We start from the raw sequence: 18,622 nt of genomic DNA, 5'->3' as shown, positions 1-18,622 counted from the left end.
TCTCTTCCCCTTCCTTACTGCCCTTGTACTGAAACCGATTTTTCCTTTTTCAGGCAGCAGTTTTTGTATTTTTTCCCGCTGCCGCAGGGACATGGATCATTCCGTCCAACTTTTTCCACCCGCCGGATGGGTTTCTTCCTGGCTGTTTCATTTTGCGCCGAACCGCCCGAAACAGGAGTGGCGTTGACGGCCACTTCCTCCCGTTCGATTTCTTCCCCCTCATCAAGAACGGATTTCATCACATACTTGATAACTTCTTCCTGAATTTCCTTTACCATTTCCTCAAACATGGCAAAACCTTCAAACTGATAAGCACGAAGCGGATTGTCCTGCCCGTAGGCCCGCAAATGGATGCCCTGGCGCAATTGCTCCATCGCATCAATATGATCCATCCATTTTCGGTCAACGGTTCGCAGAATGACCACTTTGGAAAACTCGTTGAGACGCTCTTCACCCAATTCGTCTTTGCGCTCGTCATAATATTTTACGACTTCATCATAAATATATGAGATCATCTCTTCCGGTTCGAGCTTCTCCAGATCATCCTCATAAATCCGTTCTTCCGGAAGCAGGTTGGAATCAACGAAGTCGACGATTGCCTCCAGATTCCAGTCTTCATTCAACTCTTCATCGGTATGGACATGGACCAGATTTTCAATCGTTGATTTCGCCATGCCAAGCACCACATCTCTCAGATCATGGCTGGTCAAAACTTCACGACGCTGTTTGTAAATGATGTCCCGCTGCTGGTTCAATACGTCGTCATACTGCAACACCCAGCGACGGGCATCAAAGTTGTTCGCTTCCACCTTGCGCTGAGCGTTTGCCACCGCTTTGGTGAAAAGATTTCCCCGGATCGGTTCATCATCAGGCAGTCGATTTAACATTCCTTCCAGATTTTCCGCACCAAACCGGCGCATTAAATCATCTTTCAGCGAAAGGAAAAAGCGGGAAGAACCGGGATCTCCCTGTCGCCCGGAACGGCCGCGCAACTGATTGTCAATCCGCCGGCTCTCATGCCGTTCCGTTCCTACTACATGCAAACCGCCCAATTGATCAACACCCTCGCCCAATACAATGTCCGTTCCACGTCCGGCCATGTTTGTCGCAATCGTGACCGCACCTCTTTGTCCGGCCTGTGCGATGATTTCAGCTTCCCGTTCATGATTTTTGGCGTTGAGCACCTGGTGGGCAATCCCTTTCCGCTTCAGCATGCGGGATAGACGCTCCGATTTTTCGATCGATACGGTTCCCACCAAAACAGGCTGTCCTTTTTTATGGCATTTTTCAATCTCATCAACAACCGCCTTAAACTTGACCTCTTCCGTTTTGTACAATACATCCGAATAATCCTTGCGAATCATCGGTCGGTTGGTCGGAACCTGCAAAACATCCATATTATAGATTTTGCGGAATTCTTCCTCTTCTGTTTTTGCCGTTCCTGTCATTCCTGACAATTTCCGGTACATCCGGAAATAGTTTTGCAGGGTGATCGTCGCAAGCGTCATGCTCTCCCGCTGCACTTGCAATCCTTCTTTTGCCTCGATTGCCTGATGGAGCCCGTCGCTGTAACGCCTTCCGTACATAAGCCGGCCTGTAAATTCATCAACGATGATGACCCCATCTTCATTCACCACATAATCTTCGTCCCGCTTCATCAACACGTGCGCTTTCAACGCCTGCTGGATGTGATGGTTCAATGTGATGTTTTTCATATCATACAGGTTATCAACCCCAAGGAACCTTTCAACCTTCCTTACACCATCTTCAGTCAGGGTCACCTGTTTTGTCTTGATATCTACCGTGAAATCTTCCTCCGGTTTTAAGCGGCGTACCACTTTATCCGCTGTATAGTATAAATCGGTCGCCTTGTTGGCCTGCCCACTGATAATCAGAGGCGTTCTGGCCTCATCGATCAGAATGCTGTCCACTTCGTCAATAATGGCATAGTGAAGTTCGCGCTGCGTTAACTGTTCCGGATACATCACCATATTGTCCCTGAGATAGTCAAATCCGAATTCATTGTTCGTACCAAACGTAATGTCCGCCTGATAGGCTGCCCGCTTGTCTTCCGGAGCCATGTGAGGCAGGTTTAATCCGACGGTAAGACCGAGAAACTCAAATACTTTCCCCATCCACTCCCGGTCCCGTCTTGCCAGGTAATCATTCACGGTCACAATGTGGACACCTTTTCCGGTCAAGGCATTCAAATAGGCGGGAAGAGTTGCCACAAGGGTTTTCCCTTCACCGGTTTTCATCTCGGCAATATCCCCCTGATGGAGAATCATCCCCCCGACCAGTTGAACACGAAAATGGCGCATGTTCAAAACGCGCCGTGCCGCTTCACGAACAACGGCAAACGCCTCTGTCAGCAGATCATCAAGCTGTTCCCCGTTTTCCAGCCGCCTTTTAAATTCTTCCGTTTTCTGTTTAAGTTCAGCATCCGTCAATGCTTTCATATCAGGTTCCAATGCGTCGACCTGATCTGCTATACTGAAAAATTTCTTTAGTTGTCTCTCTTGACTGTCAAACAATTTTCGAAGGGTTTTCAACACCTTCATCATCTCCCACCTTGAGCTGATTTATATAAAATATGATTTACTTGTCGAAGTCCAATCTCAAAATATATATTTAATAGTTTATCAAATTTTATCTCCATTTTCACTTTGGCTTCGACCGTTTCATGAATAAGAGAAGACTCAAGGCCGTAACTGTAAATATTTACCGTTTGACCAGTTCTTGCAGGAGGCCATAAAAACGGCGGGCCAGCTTTTTGCGGTCTCCTTCCCGGTCAATATAATCGCTTCCCCTTTCTCTGATCACCTGACGTTCCTCCTCTGTCAAAGCATCAACCTGCTCCATTGCCCGAGCCAGCCCTTCGGAATTTTCCGCACCGGCAAAAAAACCGACTTGATTGGTCTCTACAATTTCGCGCACTTCTCCGTCCACAGTTGTCACGATTGGCAGACCGACAAACATATAATCAAACAGCTTGTTGGGACGCGCACCGCGGAAAACTTCATTGTCCGCCAAAGAAATGATACCGCAGTCCGCCGCCCGGGTATAGTCGAAAATTTCCGCTTTGGGAACGGGATCAAGAAAACGAATATTGTCCAGACCTTCCTCACGCTTGATTTGGAGCAGTTTTTCCTTTTCCGGGCCATCTCCGATGAGCACGATCACCTGACCCGGTTTTAAATAGCGCCCCGCTTTCACCACATATTGCAACGCATTGGCCGGACCATGCGCTCCGGTATAAATGGCAACAAAGTCATCATCTCTCACACCCATTTTACCGCGGAACTCAGCGCGTCTGGAAGGGTCCCGCCGCCAGGAACTTACCACGATCCCGTTTGGAATCAGTTCAATCTTGCCTGACTCAATCCCTTTATTGGCAATAAACTTTCGCTGGTGTTCTGTCAAAACAATGATTTTATCAGCCTTTTCATATAAAAATGACTCCATCCATACAAGGAAGCGAACCACCCATTTATTTCTCAACCCGCCCATTTTAATCAGTGAGTCGGGCCACAAATCGCGTACCTCCAGAACAAAAGGACAACCTTTAACCCTGGCCAGCATCCACCCGGCAAATGCAGTAAACAAATGGGGAGAAGAAGCGATCAAAACATCCGGTTTTCTTTTAAACAGGCCTGCCAGGAAAAAAACGGCGGCAAAGCTTCCCATATTGATAATTCTTTTATAGTTATTGGTTTTATGCGGAAAAGACCATAGCCAGGCCAACTTTAATCCTTTAATCTTCTCAATGCTCTGCTTTTCTTCTTCCGTAATAAATGTGCGGCGAGGATGTACAAATTTGGATAAAAACAGGGTGACTTCGGCATCTTCTTCTGCTGCCCACTCTCTCGCCAGTTCATAGTGTCGGGTAATTCCTGCAATATTTGGTGGAACTGCATAATGATTGGCTAACCATATCCGCAATATACTCACTTCCTTACCTGATGCTTTGCTTTGTTATGCTTTGTTGTGCATTTTTGTCTTGTTGTTTATCACAAATCACATTTGGCTGACAGGAAAAAACTCCCTTTTGTAACATTGCTGTTACTATGTTACAGAAACTTAAAAATAAACTATGGTCAATGTAACATAATTGCACCCGGTTGGGTATCCCTTTTAAAAAAAAGTCATGAAGCGAACAAGAAATAAAAACAAGCCAGTTTCCTGATTAAAAACTGGCTTCAAACTGTTGGTAAACCAATTATTGAAGGTGATTTTCGGACCACGGGTCTGTCTCTAGCCCAAATCCCGGATGATCTGCTCCACTATTTTCCCGGATGCATGCCCATCTCCAAAAACGGGTTCAATCTCGGAAAATTCAACTTCAAACGTCTCTACCGCTTCCAGAATTTTCCCGGTGTCGGCTCCTGTCAGTATATTTGTCCCCAGTTCCACGGTTTCCGTCCATTCTGTTTCATCGCGCATGGTAATACACGGAACCCGGGCGAAAAATGCCTCTTTTTGTACACCACCGGAATCAGTTAAAATCTTCCTCGCATTGACCTCTAATTGCAGCATGTCCAGATAACCCACGGGTTCAATCAGTTGAACATGGTCATTATCGATGATCAGTCCGTTTTGTTCCATCTTGCCTCGCGTTCTTGGATGCAGAGGCAGTACGGCTGCCATTGGCAACCGGTTGATTGCTTCGATAATCTGGCGAAGTCTCTCGGAATCATCGGTATTTTCGGCGCGATGCAAAGTAATCAGAATGTAGCTGCCCGCTTCCAGTCCCAAATCCTGCAGGGTTGTCGTTTTTTCTTCAGCCAGGCGTTTGTTATATAAAACAGCATCCAGCATGACATCCCCGACCAGATGGACACCTTCCGTAATCCCTTCGGATGCAAGATGCCGGATGGCCGTTTTCGTGGGGCAAAACAGCCATTTAGATACGTGATCCGTCAGGACACGATTGATTTCTTCAGGCATCCGCCTGTTAAAACTCCTTAGACCGGCTTCCACATGGGCAACCGGAATATGCAGTTTGGATGCGGCAAGTGCTCCGGCCAGTGTGGAATTGGTATCTCCATATACCAGCACGCAATCGGGCTTTTCTGAAAGAATAACATCTTCCAGTTTGCTTAACATTTCACCGGTTTGCCTGCCATGTGCCTTGGAACCGACATGTAAATTGTAATCGGGCACAGGGATATGTAATTCTTCAAAAAACACATCGGACATCGATTTATCATAATGTTGACCGGTATGTACCAGAATTTCATCAGCTTTGCGGCGAATCTCCCGGGATACGGGTGCTGCTTTGATAAATTGCGGTCTCGCTCCAACCACGGTTAATACCTTCATTTTTAAACCCCCTGCATGAATGAAGTCACAAAATGGGAGATGATATAGGATATGAAGTTATCATAACACAGCTTTGAACAAGTTCAATCATCTTCACAAAAACAATCGAAAGTCACCAATAAAAGAAAGAACACGAATTGCTTCAAAAACGGTTTCCAGGGGCCGTTTCACACCCCGCCCCCGGGATGCGGGCTATATCACTTTTTCAAAATAAAAAAGCTCCCTTTGCAGGAGCTTTTTCCAAAAACCATATGATTATTCAGGTTCAATCAATCCTACTTTTCCATCCTTCCGGCGATAGACCACATTTACTTTATTGGTATCGGCATTGGTATAGACGAAAAAGTTGTGACCCAGAAGCTCCATTTGCAAAATGGCTTCTTCCGTATCCATCGGCTTCAGGTTAAACCGTTTCGTTCTCACGATTTCATAATCGGTCTCATCTTCTTCATCCACCGTTGCCACGGGAGTATTCCTGTTAGAAGCGTTTTCTTTATGGATATTGCGGAATCCTGCATCCTGGCGAGAACGTCGATTCACTCGCGTTTTATACTTGCGAATCTGTCTCTCCAGTTTTTCCACGACCAGGTCAACAGATGCATACATGTCTTCACTCAATTCCTCAGCCCTGACAAGAAGTCCCGGAAAAGGAATGGTTACCTCCACTTTGTGTTCATCTTTCAGGACATTAAGAGAGACATAGGCTTCAATTTTAGCGGAATTGTCGAAATACCTCTCCAGTTTGCTCAACTTACGTTCAATAAAGTCTCGCAATGCATCTGTTACCTGTAAGTTGTGACCACGGATGATACAGTTCATAGGAAAATCCTCCTTCCGCTTTATACTCTATTTATTCCCTCATATTAAAGAAATTCCTTCTGTTAATTTTTACAGATCTCATAAGGAAATTTAAGGAAAATACAAAAAATAATTAACAAATATTGAATAAAATTATTGATTACGCTCTACCGATTCCTCACAAACAAAACTAAAAGCTCCCCGGAGCAACTCATGCTGCTCGAGGGAGCTTGTTTTCCATTTTTATAAGTTAACCTAGTTTAACAACGTTTGCAGCCTGTGGTCCACGCGAACCCTCAACAATCTCAAATTCAACCAATTGGCCTTCTTCCAGAGTCTTGAAACCTTCCATTTCGATTGCGGAGTAATGTACAAAGACATCGTCTCCACCTTCACGTTCGATAAATCCATAACCTTTTTCCGCGTTGAACCACTTGACTTTGCCTTGCATGGAAATAACATCCCTTCTTCAATCAGATTGCACAAGAAATACATCTTACGCTGTTTAATTATACCATTAATCTAGAAATATTGTCAAGATTACTACATTGACATCATAAAACCTTGCCAAGAAAGGTTTTTAATCGCTCATGTTGCGGGTTTGAAAAGATCTGAACCGGACTTCCTGTTTCAATGATCATGCCTTGATCCATAAAGACAATCCGGTCGCTTACTTCCCGGGCAAATCCCATTTCGTGGGTTACGACAACCATTGTCATGCCTTCCCGTGTCAGTTGTTTCATTACTTCCAGCACTTCTTTTACCATCTCCGGATCAAGTGCGGAAGTGGGTTCGTCAAACAGCATCAGAGTTGGTTCCATCGCCAACGCCCTGGCGATCGCCACCCGCTGTTTCTGTCCGCCGGACAATTCACCGGGATAGCTTTCCGCTTTATCCTTCAATCCGACTTTGGTCAACAATTCGTAAGCTCTCTGCTCGGCTTCTGCTCTCGCAACTTTCCGTACATGGATCGGAGCCAGTGTAATGTTTTCAATCACCTTTTTATGAGGAAACAGCTCAAAGTGTTGAAAGACCATCCCTACATCAGTTCTTACCTGGTTCACGTTTGTACCTGGATCAGTCAGATCGTGACCATTGACCACCACCTTGCCAGAGGTGACCGATTCCAGCAGATTGAGGCAGCGTAACAAGGTACTTTTGCCTGAACCGCTGGGACCAATCACACAAACAACCTCTTTTTCTTTTATTTCCAAATCAATGTCTTTTAATACATGTTGCTGTCCAAAGTATTTGTTAAGTTTTTCTACCCGAATCATAAAACCAATCCCTCATCAATGAATAAGATTTTCATTTTAATACCTGTTTGTTTGGAACCGTTTTTCCAGATAAGAAACCATCTGTGAAAGAATCGTCGTTAAGACCAGATACATGAGCCCGGCCGTCACATATGGGGCCCAACGGACAAACGTGTTTTTGGCTGTCACAAAAGCGGCGTACGTAATATCATTTACCGCAATAACGGTGACCAGGGATGAGTCTTTCAAAAGGGTAATAAATTCATTTCCCAAGGGAGGCAGCATCTGTTTAAAAGCCTGGGGCAACACAACATGCCACATCGCCTGCGGATAAGTCATGCCAAGCGAACGCGCCGCTTCCAGCTGCCCTTGATCCACAGACTGAATTCCCCCACGGAATATCTCAGCAATATATGCTCCTGAATTCAACGATAATGCGACAAAACTGGATATCATCGCATCAGGAGCCTCCAGTCCGAACGTTTCGGCCAACGTGGGCAATACCGCAAAGTGGAAAAACAGGATTTGCAAAAAAAGTGGCGTTCCACGAAAGAGATCCACATATAATTTGGCCGGGATGAACCATTTGTTCCGCGATATTCTCATAAAACCCGAAGTGATTCCGATCACCATTCCAACCGCCACTGCAACAACGGTCAGTTCGATAGTGACCAGCAAGCCGCGTATAAATAAATCTTTATATTCAACAATGACTGACCAGTCCCAATCCATCATTATCCACAGACTTCCTCTCCGCAATCAATAGTTATTCACATACTTATCCACATTATCCACAGGATAAATCTGAAATGTTATCCACCGTTTTTCCCAAAGATATTCACAACTTATCCATAGCAAGATCAGTTTTCCCAAAAATATTTATTATAAATTTTGTCATAGGTTCCATTTTCCTGAATTTTTTTCAAACCGGCATTTAACTTGTCCAGTAATTCCCTGTTTCCTTTCTTGACAATAATCCCGTAGTATTCTTCAGGAATGGCGGGATCCTCGATGATTTTGTACTTTTCTTCACCCAAGCGTTTGATATATTCCAGGTTAACGGCTTTATCCACAACAACCGCATCCAGCCGGTTCCACTTCAAATCATCGATGGCAGAAGAAACAACATCATATCTTTGCAAACCGGGATAGGTTTTTCCAAATGCCTCCTGGACCACTTTTTCCCCGGTTGTCGCCGATTGCACGCCAATTTTTTTTCCTTTCAAATCATTTAAAGACTGAACGGGAGATGTTTTTGGAACCAGAATCACCTGTTTCGCTTCGAAATAGGGTTCTGTAAAATCATACATTCGCTTGCGTTCATCTGTAATGGTAATTGCCGCAATTCCCATATCAATCCGGCCGCGGGCAACTCCATTCAACATGCTGTCCCATCCGTAATGTTGAAAGTCCAGCTGCAAATTTTCCGCCTTGGCAATCGCCTGAATCAGTTCCGCATCAAACCCCGTGATTTCCCCGTTTCCTTCCAACTTTTCAAATGGCGGAAACTCGGCATTGGTACCGGCATTCACAATCGAATTATCCGCTTTCTGACTGCTGCACCCCGTAACAGCCACAAGCATGGCAACGATCGACAGTATAATAATGCACAGACGCTTTTTCATTTTCCATCCTCCTGTTTACAAAAATTCATATTTTAAAGGAAAAACATCAATATCTCTTTGTTTTTGAATTCAATTATTATAATATTAATTGCATATTTATTCAATCCAACTCATTATTTATTTGTAAATAATTTTTACTAATATGCACAAAAAAAATCACTTACAACCATTTAAATGGTCATAAGTGAATAAATCGTTGCGAAATATAAATATCTTTATCCATTAATCAGATCTTTTAAATGCTTGCCTGGTTTGAAGGCCGGGGCTTTTCTTGCCTCAATGTGCATTTCTTCCCCGGTTTGCGGGTTGCGGCCTTTTCGGGCTGCATACTCGCGTACTTCAAAGTTGCCAAATCCGATCAGTGTCACTTTGTCTCCATTTTTCAAAGCTTCGGAAATGGTTTTCAAAACACTGTCGATCACGATTCCAGCCTCTTTTTTCGTTTTGTTGGTCCTTTCGGCCACTTTTTCTATCAATTCGGTTTTGTTCATCTTTCAACTCTCCTTAAAGATTACTATCTTTTAAAAATACCTATTTACAGGTGTTGACCAGTTTTCCCGATTCTATACTTACCTGGCAAACGTAACTGAAAAAACTTGCCTGAAACCATTCTCCCGCAAGACTCTCCCGCAAGCTCTGATCGTGGCACCCGTAGTATAAACGTCATCCACAATCAGTACCGTCTGTCTGCTGCAATCCCTGTCAGGCATGCCTTTTCCCGGCGCAAAGGCATTGGTGACAGCCAACAGCCTTTCCTGGCGTGTACGTTTGCTTTGTGGTGCAGTTGCCTTCTTTCTTTGCAACAAGGGCCGAACCGGAAGCCACAGGTTTTTTCCGATCACTTTTGCCAGGCGTTCAGCCTGATTGAAGCCGCGTTGCCTTTGCCTTTCTCCATGCATCGGAACATAAGTGATCAACGAAATCCCTTTTCCCCGATAACGTTTCTTGACAACTTCTGTCATCCAGTTTCCCATCGGCAGGGCCAGACTTTCCTTGCCGCAATATTTGAAGGTTTGCACCCATTCTTTGACCAAATCAGTATACACGATTGCGCTTCGATTGACCACCCTTTCACACGGGTTTAAACGATTGCAATCCAAACAGATAGTGTCACGGCTGCCAGGCATGAAGCGGCCGCAGATGGGACAAATGGATTCCCCGAGTATGACCAATTGCTCCCGACAAACCGGACAAATATGCTCCACCACCGATGCCGCCACCATTCCCCGCATCGGAGACGAGCAAAACCAGCAGCTGCGAAATGCCGGAAAGAGAGATGGCCACCACTTCATCTCACATATACGCTCCTTTTTGTCCAATTCCTTCTTTTTGCACAAATTCATTTAATTTCTTTATCCTTTTTTGCGCTTGCCGCTGTGCATCCGTCCTTTCCTGGGCAAGAAACCAGACAACTCCTTTTTGATAATTCGCACTTCTCCCGACACGCCCTGCAATCTGTACAAGGGCGGTCTCGTCAAAAACGGGATGTTCGGCCCCCAGAACAAGTACATGGCATCTGGGCACGGTAACTCCCCGTTCCAGAATGGTAGTTGTCACCAGCACCGTCCATTTTCCGTCCCGATATTCCTGTATGATTTTTTCACGTTGCGGATGTCGGGAATATACGCCTTTTGCTTTCTTAAAATGATGTGGCGAATGTTCCTTAAGCCATGAAATAACCAGGTGAACATCCTGAATTCTGGGGACAAAAATCAGGGCTTGTCCATGCTGCTGATCCAGTTGTTGCAAAAACCGGGCCAGCACGCGGATACTCCTTTTTTGAGACATTTTGGCCCACAATCCCGTTTCCCGAAACAGTTGCGGAAGCGGAAGCGGCATTCCATGATACCGAACCGGCAAAATAACGGTTGGCAATTTCCTGTTTTTTGCGAATCGTTGCCAGTGATCAGGCGGCGTTGCTGTCAACAGGATTTGCTGCCCGCCGGCAAAAAGGGCCCGATGGAGTCCGGCTTCCAAAGCGACATCCCCATACAGCGGAAAGGCATCCACTTCATCGATGATCATCAAGTCAAAAAAACGGTAAAATCTCCAAACCTGATGACAAGTGGCAAGAACAAATGCTGACGGGGTAAAGCGCTGGTCTGATCCCCCGTACAGGGCAATCACCCGGTGCCCTGCCAGTGCTGCCTTCAGACGGGGAAACAGTTCCAGCACAACATCTTTGCGTGGAGTCGCCCATAACACCCTTTTCCCCTGATCGAGCCACTTCTTCACAATCGGCAGCATTAATTCCGTTTTCCCGGCTCCGGTTACAGCCCAGACCAGTATTTGCTTTCTGTTCTTTTCCAGTTCCCTTTTTATTTCCATCATTGCGTTTTCCTGATACCGGGTCAGAGAAATTGGCAACGGCGGGGACAAGGCCGCATCCGGTTTCTCCCAAACGGGCTGGAACAGAAAAAATGGCGTACAGGCCCGGGAACGCCCCATCAAGATGCAGTGTTCGCAAACGGCACACTCTTCTCCGCACGTCGAGCAGGCAGATACCCTGATTTCACTACCCTGATAGAGGCATCGCTCGCACCGCCACTTGCGGACTGAACCACGCTGAACAACTCCTGGTTTCAGTTCACACTTTCCTTGCAGCAGAAGAACTTGCAAAATCTTTCTGAGTTCTGTGGAATTTACTTCCAATTGATGTTTCTCCACCCACTGGATCACTTCCTGCCACAACAGGCCCCTCCCGACTAGCAGGGAAAACAGGGTTCCTGCCTTTTTCAGACACCGGCGGACTGCCGGTTCTTCGGCAGGTTGCAGTTCCTCCAGCCGGAGAACCGTAGCGTTGCCCGTTTTTTTCCTTTGTATGCAAGACCATGCTTCTTTTACAGAACGTGCCCGATATATGCAATCCAATCTTTGGCCCTGTTTCTTCCAGTACCACAGATCGACTGCCGGGTCCAAACTTATGCAACCTTTCTTCTCGCCTTCCAAACGGTAATAATAGAGCATCATCCTTTTTCACTCCTGCAAAAAAAATCAGGTCGCAATACGGACCCGATTTTTTATGCCAATCCTTCTTCCGATTCCTTAATTTCTGATGAATCAGGTTCCCTTAAATCCATGACGATCAGCTTATCATTATTTTTTTGCCGGGTTTGAAGCCAGCGGTAAATCGCTTCATCCACGTCAGGTTCCTCACTGAAACAGATTACATCCAAACGGGGGTATCGCTGCTTTAACCGTTTTAAAATAAACAGGGTATCATCATTGGAGCCTGCATCAATGCAAGTGATTTGACCAGGTTTTCCCTGTGTCCCGTTCCAGACATAATAGGAACGGATCATCCATTCCAAAGCGTGCTGGCTGTTTTTTGTGATAATAACCAGATGAACCGCTTTATTGTGATAATAATCGCCAAGATAACGCGAAACCCACTTAATGATGAAAAAGAGAGCAATATACAACGCGACACTCCACAAAACCCACTGTTCCATAAACCTGCCCTCCTTGGAAATATCGTATGATCACGAGGAAAGGAGTGTGACTGTTGCGGCCATCCATGCTATATCAGTTGTACCCAGCCATACTTTATAGCAAGCAATACCGCCTGGGTTCTATCGTGCACGTTTAATTTATAAAGAATATTGCTCACATGATTTTTTACGGTTTTTTCACTTATAAACAGATGCTCACCAATGGTTCGGTTATTTTTTCCCTGTGCCATCAGTCTTAAAACTTCCATTTCCCTGTATGTCAAAATATCTTTCCAGGATACATGGGGAACGGTTGCATAGTGATAGTAAAATGCTCCTTCCACCCTGCTCAACCTTCTGAGTTCATGAACCATCCCCTTCATCAGGGCGGGGTGAATATAGACATCACCACGCACGAGGACACGGATTGTCTCAACCACTATCTCCGTTTGCGTATTTTTTACTAAAAATCCGGAAGCTCCAAGACGAATGCTTTCCAATACATATGGATCTGCGCAATCAGCCAGAATAAGTATTTTTGTCTGCGGCATTATCTGACTCAAGCGATAGGTAATCTCCACTCCATCGATTTGCGGAAGATACAGATTTAAAATGACAACATGCGGATGAACCATTCCACAAAGAAAAGGGACCTCATTCCCCTTCGAACTTTCGCCGACCAACAGAATATCATTTTCATAATCCAGAGCTGATTTGATCCGATTCCGATAGCCTGAATCAGAATCGGCAATCAATACCCGAATCGGAGGTGATTGATCTGAATTTTTCGTCATTTTCTCTGACCCGGACTGCTCATTCCCCAAAGGAGTCCCCCCTTCCGCTGCAATAGTGCATCTATTTAAATTCTACCATGAAAAAAAAGGGGATGAAATAAGATGTCCATCGAATAAAGACAAATTTTTTAGATTTTATAAATGTATAACTCCCTTAATCTGAACCCGCCAAACAAATTTCTCCCTATGGTACGTCTAATCATTCTAATAGTGTATATTTCTATTTTTGTAAAAAATACAATGCGTGGTTCATTTTTTTAAAAACAAAAAGAGAGAGCTGATGAATTTTATTCCACAAGCTCTCTGATCCGCTTATCCTTTATAAACCTGCTTCCACTCTTAACACGTCTGCCAAATCAGTGTGTTCCCAGGGCAAGTCGACATCTGTCCGTCCAAAGTGGCCATATGCCGCTGTCTGCCGATAAATTGGACGGCGCAGATCCAGCTGGCGAATAATGCCGGCCGGACGCAGGTCAAAGTGCTTTTTCACCAATTCAACAAGTTTATCTTCACTGACTTTGCCGGTACCGAATGTGTCCACTCGAATGGAAACCGGACGGGCTACCCCGATCGCATAGGCAAGCTGTACCTCACATTTGTCGGCCAGGCCTGCGGCCACAATATTTTTGGCTACATAACGCGCTGCATACGCAGCAGAACGATCCACTTTTGTCGGATCTTTTCCGGAAAAGGCTCCTCCGCCATGACGCGCATAACCACCATAGGTGTCGACAATGATCTTGCGGCCTGTCAAACCGGCATCCCCCTGCGGTCCGCCAATGACGAAACGGCCAGTTGGATTGATATAGATGTTTGTGCGATCATCCAGCATATCCTGTGGAACGACCGGCATGATGACATGTTTTATCAGATCTTTTTTAATCTGTTCCAGTGTAACATTTTCAGCATGCTGTGCAGAAACAACAACGGCATCAATTCTGACCGGACGGTCTCCTTCATATTCTACCGTAACCTGTGTTTTCCCATCCGGACGCAAATAGGGAAGCGTTCCGTCCACCCGAACTTTATGCAACCGGCGGGCCAACTTGTGGGCAAGCGAAATCGGGAGCGGCATCAATTCTTCGGTCTCATTGCAGGCAAAGCCAAACATTAATCCCTGGTCACCTGCTCCGATCGCTTCAATTTCTTCTTCAGTCATGGAGCCTTCCCGTTTTTCAAAGGCTTCGTCAACCCCCATGGCAATGTCAGGGGATTGTTCATCAATGGAGGTAAGCACAGCACAGGTTTCAGAATCAAAACCGTATTTTGCACGTGTATAGCCAATGTCCTCAATCGTTTTGCGGACAATTTTTGGAATATCCACATAACAGGAAGTAGTAATTTCACCACTGACCAGAACCAAACCTGTTGTTACTGAAGTTTCGCAAGCAACACGTGCATTTGGGTCTTTCTCTATAATTGCATCCAGAATCGCATCAGAAATTTGATCACATATTTTATCCGGATGGCCTACCGTTACCGATTCAGAGGTAAAAAGGCTGCGTTTTGTTGCTGACATTGATTCTCCCCCTAACTTCGACAAATAGAAAAAGCCTTTCCTTCGAGGAAAGGCTTTATTTTCATCCTCGACGTCATTCTACAAGATCCCTTTTTTATTCATCAATAGCATAACCCAATGATTGAGGAATTACAACTGATTTATGGTACTGCCACATCTTGAAACTAGCTTCTACTTCTTCTTGTTTTCGTAAATGGAAGAATCGCGCTGTTCAAATGAAATGGCGATCTGGTAAGGCCGATCAATCGGATTGCCTGCATAATCCGTAACCCGGAAATAAAGTTGGCCTGGTTCCACATTGAGCTGAAGTGTTTCCGTTCCTCCCTCATTTTTTTCATCATACCGCATTTTTTCCCAGTTGTCGGCTTGTACTTTGAAGATGACCGGATCGAAGCGTGGAGTTCCTGGTTGAACAGAAATGTTCAAATCGCCTGGTTCTGTTAATACCACTTGATACCAGTCGATATCCCCCTGTTTGGAAATGGTTGCTTCATAAACCGCCTTTGTTTCCTTTACCGGCAATGGAGCGGCTTGGGAAAGCATGTCATTTTTTTCATAGTTGTCTGCTGCCGCAGAAAACGTAACATGAAACTTCAGCTTGACCTGACCTGCAACTTTTTGGGGTACGGTCCAGCGGAAATACGTTTTTCCCTTTGGAACAGAAATCTCGATCCGATTTTTCCCTGCCTGGGGTAAAAGGGAATAGGATTGCTTTCTTTTTGCCGGCAATTGGTGAACGAAAAGCTGAACCTTTTCCTTGCTTCCGTTATGGACCAGATCGATATGCAGTTTACCCGCCTGGTCCAGATTCAGGACATACCAGTCCTGATCTCCTTCGGTCAGCACCAGATCGAGTTCCTGTGAAAGTGAAAAAAGCCTGGCCTGTTGCGGGGAATCATTCGGCTCACCCGGATCGGGATTTATTCCGGTAGTTCGAAGCGCGCGATATGCATTAAGAATTCCAAATCCTGTCTTTTCATCCCACTCCGGGGAACGGGAAGGTTTCGAAGCAGTCTGGCTCAGCAGCATCCGGATTTCCCGGGCGGAATAATCCGGATGAAGTTGCCAGACCAGGGCTGCGGCCCCCGCAACTTGCGGTGCGGCAAATGAAGTCCCCGATTCAAACGAGAAGCTGTCATTGATCGTCGTGGTATAAATCATGTCGCCAGGTGCTACCAGATCCAGACCAGGTCCGGTATTGGAAATGGAAAAATGATTTCCCTCAACATTAACTGCCCCTACCGAGAGTACGGAAGGAAAAGCAGCAGGATAATACAAAGGTCTGTCATACAATTGCTGTTGATTCAAGTCATAATCGGAATTGCCGACTGCGGCAACCACCAGCACCCCCTGTTCCTCTGCCTCTGAAATGGCTTCTTCCATCATCCTCGAATAGGCCCAGCTTCCCTGTGCCAAAACAATAATATCGGCATTGTGCCGGATCGCTTCACGAATCCCCTTCACCGTATAGAAAACTTCCCCGTCCCCACCATTTTCCATCACTTTGATCGGCATTATTTTCCCTGCTCCGACTGCCGGACCATGCCTGACCCCCCATGTTGCGGCAATGACACCGGCCACTTTGGTTCCATGGCCAAAATGATCCTCCGGAGGTGCCTGGGGATCCTTGACGTTAATTCCTTCTGTCAGAAAGGGCTTCAGGATGGGATGGGACAAATCGACTCCCGTATCGACAACAGCTACGGTAATCGGTTTTACTTTTTTCAGATCAGCCTTGCGCTGAAAAAAATCCCAGGCCTGGGGAAATCGGGTTTTATATAAATAATAGGATTTACCGGGTGCCGACAGCAGATTGCGGTTTGCAAAACGGTATCCGGGGTCATAACGCACATTTGGGTGCAGATACTCCACTCCGGGATGCGTTTTCCATCTTTGCCTCCATTTCTCCACATCAGCTTCCTGCCGAAGTCGTACGAGATAGACTCCTTCCTCGTCATTCCCAATTTGTTCAGCTTGCCGCCAAAAGGAGGCCGGAACCTTGGTACGCCATTTGACAATCCATGTCTGACCGGTTTTCCGGCTGCTGTACACCATCTGGCTCTGAGCGGCGGGCAATACGGTGCAAAAAAGGGATACCACAAGAATCAATCCGATCGTTAGTTGTCTGTTTAACATTTCTATCACCAAAAGTACGATTATTTTCAAAAAACGGACTGAGAAAATTATAGATTCATGTGAATTTATTATATAGAATAGTTAGTTGTAGACATACTTTCTTTTGTCTGCAAATAAGAATGAATATTTTTCCCAATCATTAATTACATACCCGGTATTCATCCAATCAACCTCCGGCAATGACAAATTCAAGTGATATGGTATGAGCCCCAATGGATGGGAAATAACGATTTCTGGAACAGCTCTTTCTATACTCATTCGAAGACTCCCGGATTTTTGAGATTATTCATCAGTTTCCTCGATCAGTACGACATCTGAGAAAATATGTTTCCTTTGCCAATTCCTGACCAGCCTTATAAGCGGCATAGAACATTTTCTGTCTTTTATACCGTAAGTATTATTTTTTAAAATATTGCCGGAAGCAACCGTATATTTTTCCAAGATTAGATGATGCCGTAAATGGGAAATACAAGTAAGTGCCTTTCTATTAATCTGTATTACCGGTTTTGTAGCGATTTCTTATGTTTTTGCCCAAAAATTAATTTCTATTGAATGACAGCTTTACATACGGTCATCCCCTTGATCGTTCAGAAATACGAATGCTACCATTAAATGAAAACATTTTCTGCAAGTGGGGATTTAAATGAGAAGAGTAGATCAGAGCCGCATCAGTCGGGTCAAAAAAAAACGGCGCAAGAAATGGATTATACGAACTGTTTCATTAGTTCTTCTTCTTCTTTTAGGAGCAGGTCTGTATCTGGGATCTGAAATTTGGGGAGTCTTTGCCAATACAAAAAACAATCTCGGAAAATCCGATTTGCGGGATAAGCAAGTGCAAATGGATGAACCTTTTACCATCTTGCTGTTGGGTACTGACCAGCGAAAACGGTCAGACCCTGTATGGCGCGCCGATGTGATGATGTTGATTGCAGTAAACCCCAAAACAAACAGTGCCAAAGTACTTAGCATTCCCCGCGATACTTATGCCACTATCGCCAACACGGATGGCATGAAAGCAAAACTTAACTCAGCCGCTTACTGGGGTTACAAAAAGGATGTCGGTCAAGTTGTTAATATCCGCAAAACATTGGAAAATTTACTGCATGTTCCAGTCGACTACTATGCACGCATCAACTTCCAGGGATTTGAAGATATTGTTGACGCACTTGGCGGTGTAGAGGTAAATGTTAAATTTCCATTTCATCAACAGGCAATTGGCGGAGATATGGTTTACTTTGAACCCGGTGTTAAAGAACTTAACGGATCCGAGGCACTTGCCTATGTACGTATGCGCAAACAAGATCCTCGTGGCGACTTGGGCCGTAACGAACGACAACGTGAGGTTGTCACACAATTGATTGATAAAATTGCCGGTTTTGAAGGGGTCGGAAACTTTTCAAAGCTGATGAAAGCTGTCGGCGACAACTTCGAACACAGTCTGGAACTGGAAAACTTTAAGGCTTTGGCTGATATCTATCGCAAAATTCCAAAGAATAACATTGAAAACCTTGTTATCAAAACAACCCCTGAAAATGTCCCCGGTGCAGGAGCTGTTCTGATCTGGCCAAAAGAGGATCGCCAAAAAATTCAACAAATATTACGGGAACACCTGGAGTTGCCTCCACTTGAGAACCAGGAGCAGGAAGGTGGTTCGGATCACGACGATTCATCGGAGACAGAAAACCAGTTTTAATCTGAAAGTGACGGCTTAATAGCCGTCTCTGAGATTGATGACAAACCC

Annotated in this window: 17 protein-coding genes; 1 reads left to right on the top strand and 16 read right to left on the bottom strand. The window is 45.2% G+C overall.

The window, feature by feature from the left end; all coding sequences use genetic code 11:
* Positions 1-14: 14 nt before the first annotated feature.
* The 16 genes from secA to H2C83_RS14710 form a co-directional block, all read right to left on the bottom strand.
* Positions 15-2,555, bottom strand: a complete 2,541-nt coding sequence (secA, locus tag H2C83_RS14785; RefSeq protein ID WP_312853936.1) for a preprotein translocase subunit SecA — start codon at positions 2,553-2,555, stop codon at positions 15-17.
* A 166-nt stretch (positions 2,556-2,721) separates the two neighbouring features.
* The gene (locus H2C83_RS14780) at positions 2,722-3,942 is read right to left on the bottom strand and encodes a glycosyltransferase family 4 protein (protein ID WP_181741964.1); all 1,221 of its coding nucleotides are present in this window, start codon (positions 3,940-3,942) and stop codon (positions 2,722-2,724) included.
* A gap of 312 nt (positions 3,943-4,254) precedes the next feature.
* The gene (gene wecB, locus H2C83_RS14775) at positions 4,255-5,322 is read right to left on the bottom strand and encodes a non-hydrolyzing UDP-N-acetylglucosamine 2-epimerase (protein WP_181741963.1); all 1,068 of its coding nucleotides are present in this window, start codon (positions 5,320-5,322) and stop codon (positions 4,255-4,257) included.
* A 255-nt stretch (positions 5,323-5,577) separates the two neighbouring features.
* Positions 5,578-6,141 carry a ribosome hibernation-promoting factor, HPF/YfiA family gene (gene hpf / locus H2C83_RS14770; protein WP_181741962.1) on the bottom strand — a complete coding sequence of 188 codons (564 nt, stop codon included), beginning with the start codon at positions 6,139-6,141 and terminating at the stop codon, positions 5,578-5,580.
* Between the two features lie 229 nt (positions 6,142-6,370).
* The gene (locus H2C83_RS14765) at positions 6,371-6,571 is read right to left on the bottom strand and encodes a cold shock domain-containing protein (RefSeq protein WP_037997728.1); all 201 of its coding nucleotides are present in this window, start codon (positions 6,569-6,571) and stop codon (positions 6,371-6,373) included.
* A 103-nt stretch (positions 6,572-6,674) separates the two neighbouring features.
* Positions 6,675-7,397, bottom strand: coding sequence for an amino acid ABC transporter ATP-binding protein (locus H2C83_RS14760; RefSeq protein WP_181741961.1), 723 nt, complete (start codon positions 7,395-7,397; stop codon positions 6,675-6,677).
* A 36-nt stretch (positions 7,398-7,433) separates the two neighbouring features.
* Positions 7,434-8,111 (bottom strand): amino acid ABC transporter permease, encoded by a 678-nt coding sequence (locus tag H2C83_RS14755; RefSeq protein ID WP_312853934.1) that lies wholly within the window; start codon positions 8,109-8,111, stop codon positions 7,434-7,436.
* A 125-nt stretch (positions 8,112-8,236) separates the two neighbouring features.
* Entirely contained in the window at positions 8,237-9,001 is a 765-nt protein-coding gene (locus tag H2C83_RS14750; protein ID WP_246333949.1) for a basic amino acid ABC transporter substrate-binding protein, read from the bottom strand.
* Positions 9,002-9,216: 215 nt separating this feature from the next.
* Complete coding sequence (gene hbs, locus H2C83_RS14745) at positions 9,217-9,492, bottom strand: non-specific DNA-binding protein Hbs (RefSeq protein WP_181741960.1); 276 nt, start codon at positions 9,490-9,492, stop codon at positions 9,217-9,219.
* A gap of 78 nt (positions 9,493-9,570) precedes the next feature.
* A complete protein-coding gene (locus tag H2C83_RS14740; RefSeq protein ID WP_181741959.1) occupies positions 9,571-10,293 on the bottom strand; it encodes a ComFC family protein in 723 nt (240 codons plus the stop codon).
* A 1-nt stretch (position 10,294) separates the two neighbouring features.
* Positions 10,295-11,971: a helicase-related protein gene (locus H2C83_RS14735; RefSeq protein ID WP_181741958.1), complete on the bottom strand. Its 1,677-nt coding sequence runs from the start codon at positions 11,969-11,971 to the stop codon at positions 10,295-10,297.
* A gap of 50 nt (positions 11,972-12,021) precedes the next feature.
* Complete coding sequence (locus tag H2C83_RS14730; protein ID WP_181741957.1) at positions 12,022-12,453, bottom strand: glycosyltransferase family protein; 432 nt, start codon at positions 12,451-12,453, stop codon at positions 12,022-12,024.
* Positions 12,454-12,521: 68 nt separating this feature from the next.
* Positions 12,522-13,256 carry a LuxR C-terminal-related transcriptional regulator gene (locus H2C83_RS18220; RefSeq protein WP_181741956.1) on the bottom strand — a complete coding sequence of 245 codons (735 nt, stop codon included), beginning with the start codon at positions 13,254-13,256 and terminating at the stop codon, positions 12,522-12,524.
* Between the two features lie 289 nt (positions 13,257-13,545).
* A complete protein-coding gene (gene metK / locus H2C83_RS14720; protein WP_181741955.1) occupies positions 13,546-14,745 on the bottom strand; it encodes a methionine adenosyltransferase in 1,200 nt (399 codons plus the stop codon).
* A gap of 171 nt (positions 14,746-14,916) precedes the next feature.
* The gene (locus H2C83_RS14715; RefSeq protein ID WP_181741954.1) at positions 14,917-16,881 is read right to left on the bottom strand and encodes a S8 family peptidase; all 1,965 of its coding nucleotides are present in this window, start codon (positions 16,879-16,881) and stop codon (positions 14,917-14,919) included.
* An 81-nt stretch (positions 16,882-16,962) separates the two neighbouring features.
* A complete protein-coding gene (locus H2C83_RS14710) occupies positions 16,963-17,139 on the bottom strand; it encodes a hypothetical protein (protein ID WP_181741953.1) in 177 nt (58 codons plus the stop codon).
* Between the two features lie 385 nt (positions 17,140-17,524).
* On the opposite strand from H2C83_RS14710, the gene H2C83_RS14705 reads away from it, so the two are divergent.
* Positions 17,525-18,574 carry an LCP family protein gene (locus H2C83_RS14705; protein ID WP_181741952.1) on the top strand — a complete coding sequence of 350 codons (1,050 nt, stop codon included), beginning with the start codon at positions 17,525-17,527 and terminating at the stop codon, positions 18,572-18,574.
* Positions 18,575-18,622: the final 48 nt, after the last annotated feature.

Source organism: Thermoactinomyces mirandus (genome assembly GCF_013868055.1).
Lineage (GTDB): Bacteria > Bacillota > Bacilli > Thermoactinomycetales > Thermoactinomycetaceae > Thermoactinomyces > Thermoactinomyces mirandus.
This window is presented reverse-complemented; position numbering and strand designations above follow the sequence as displayed.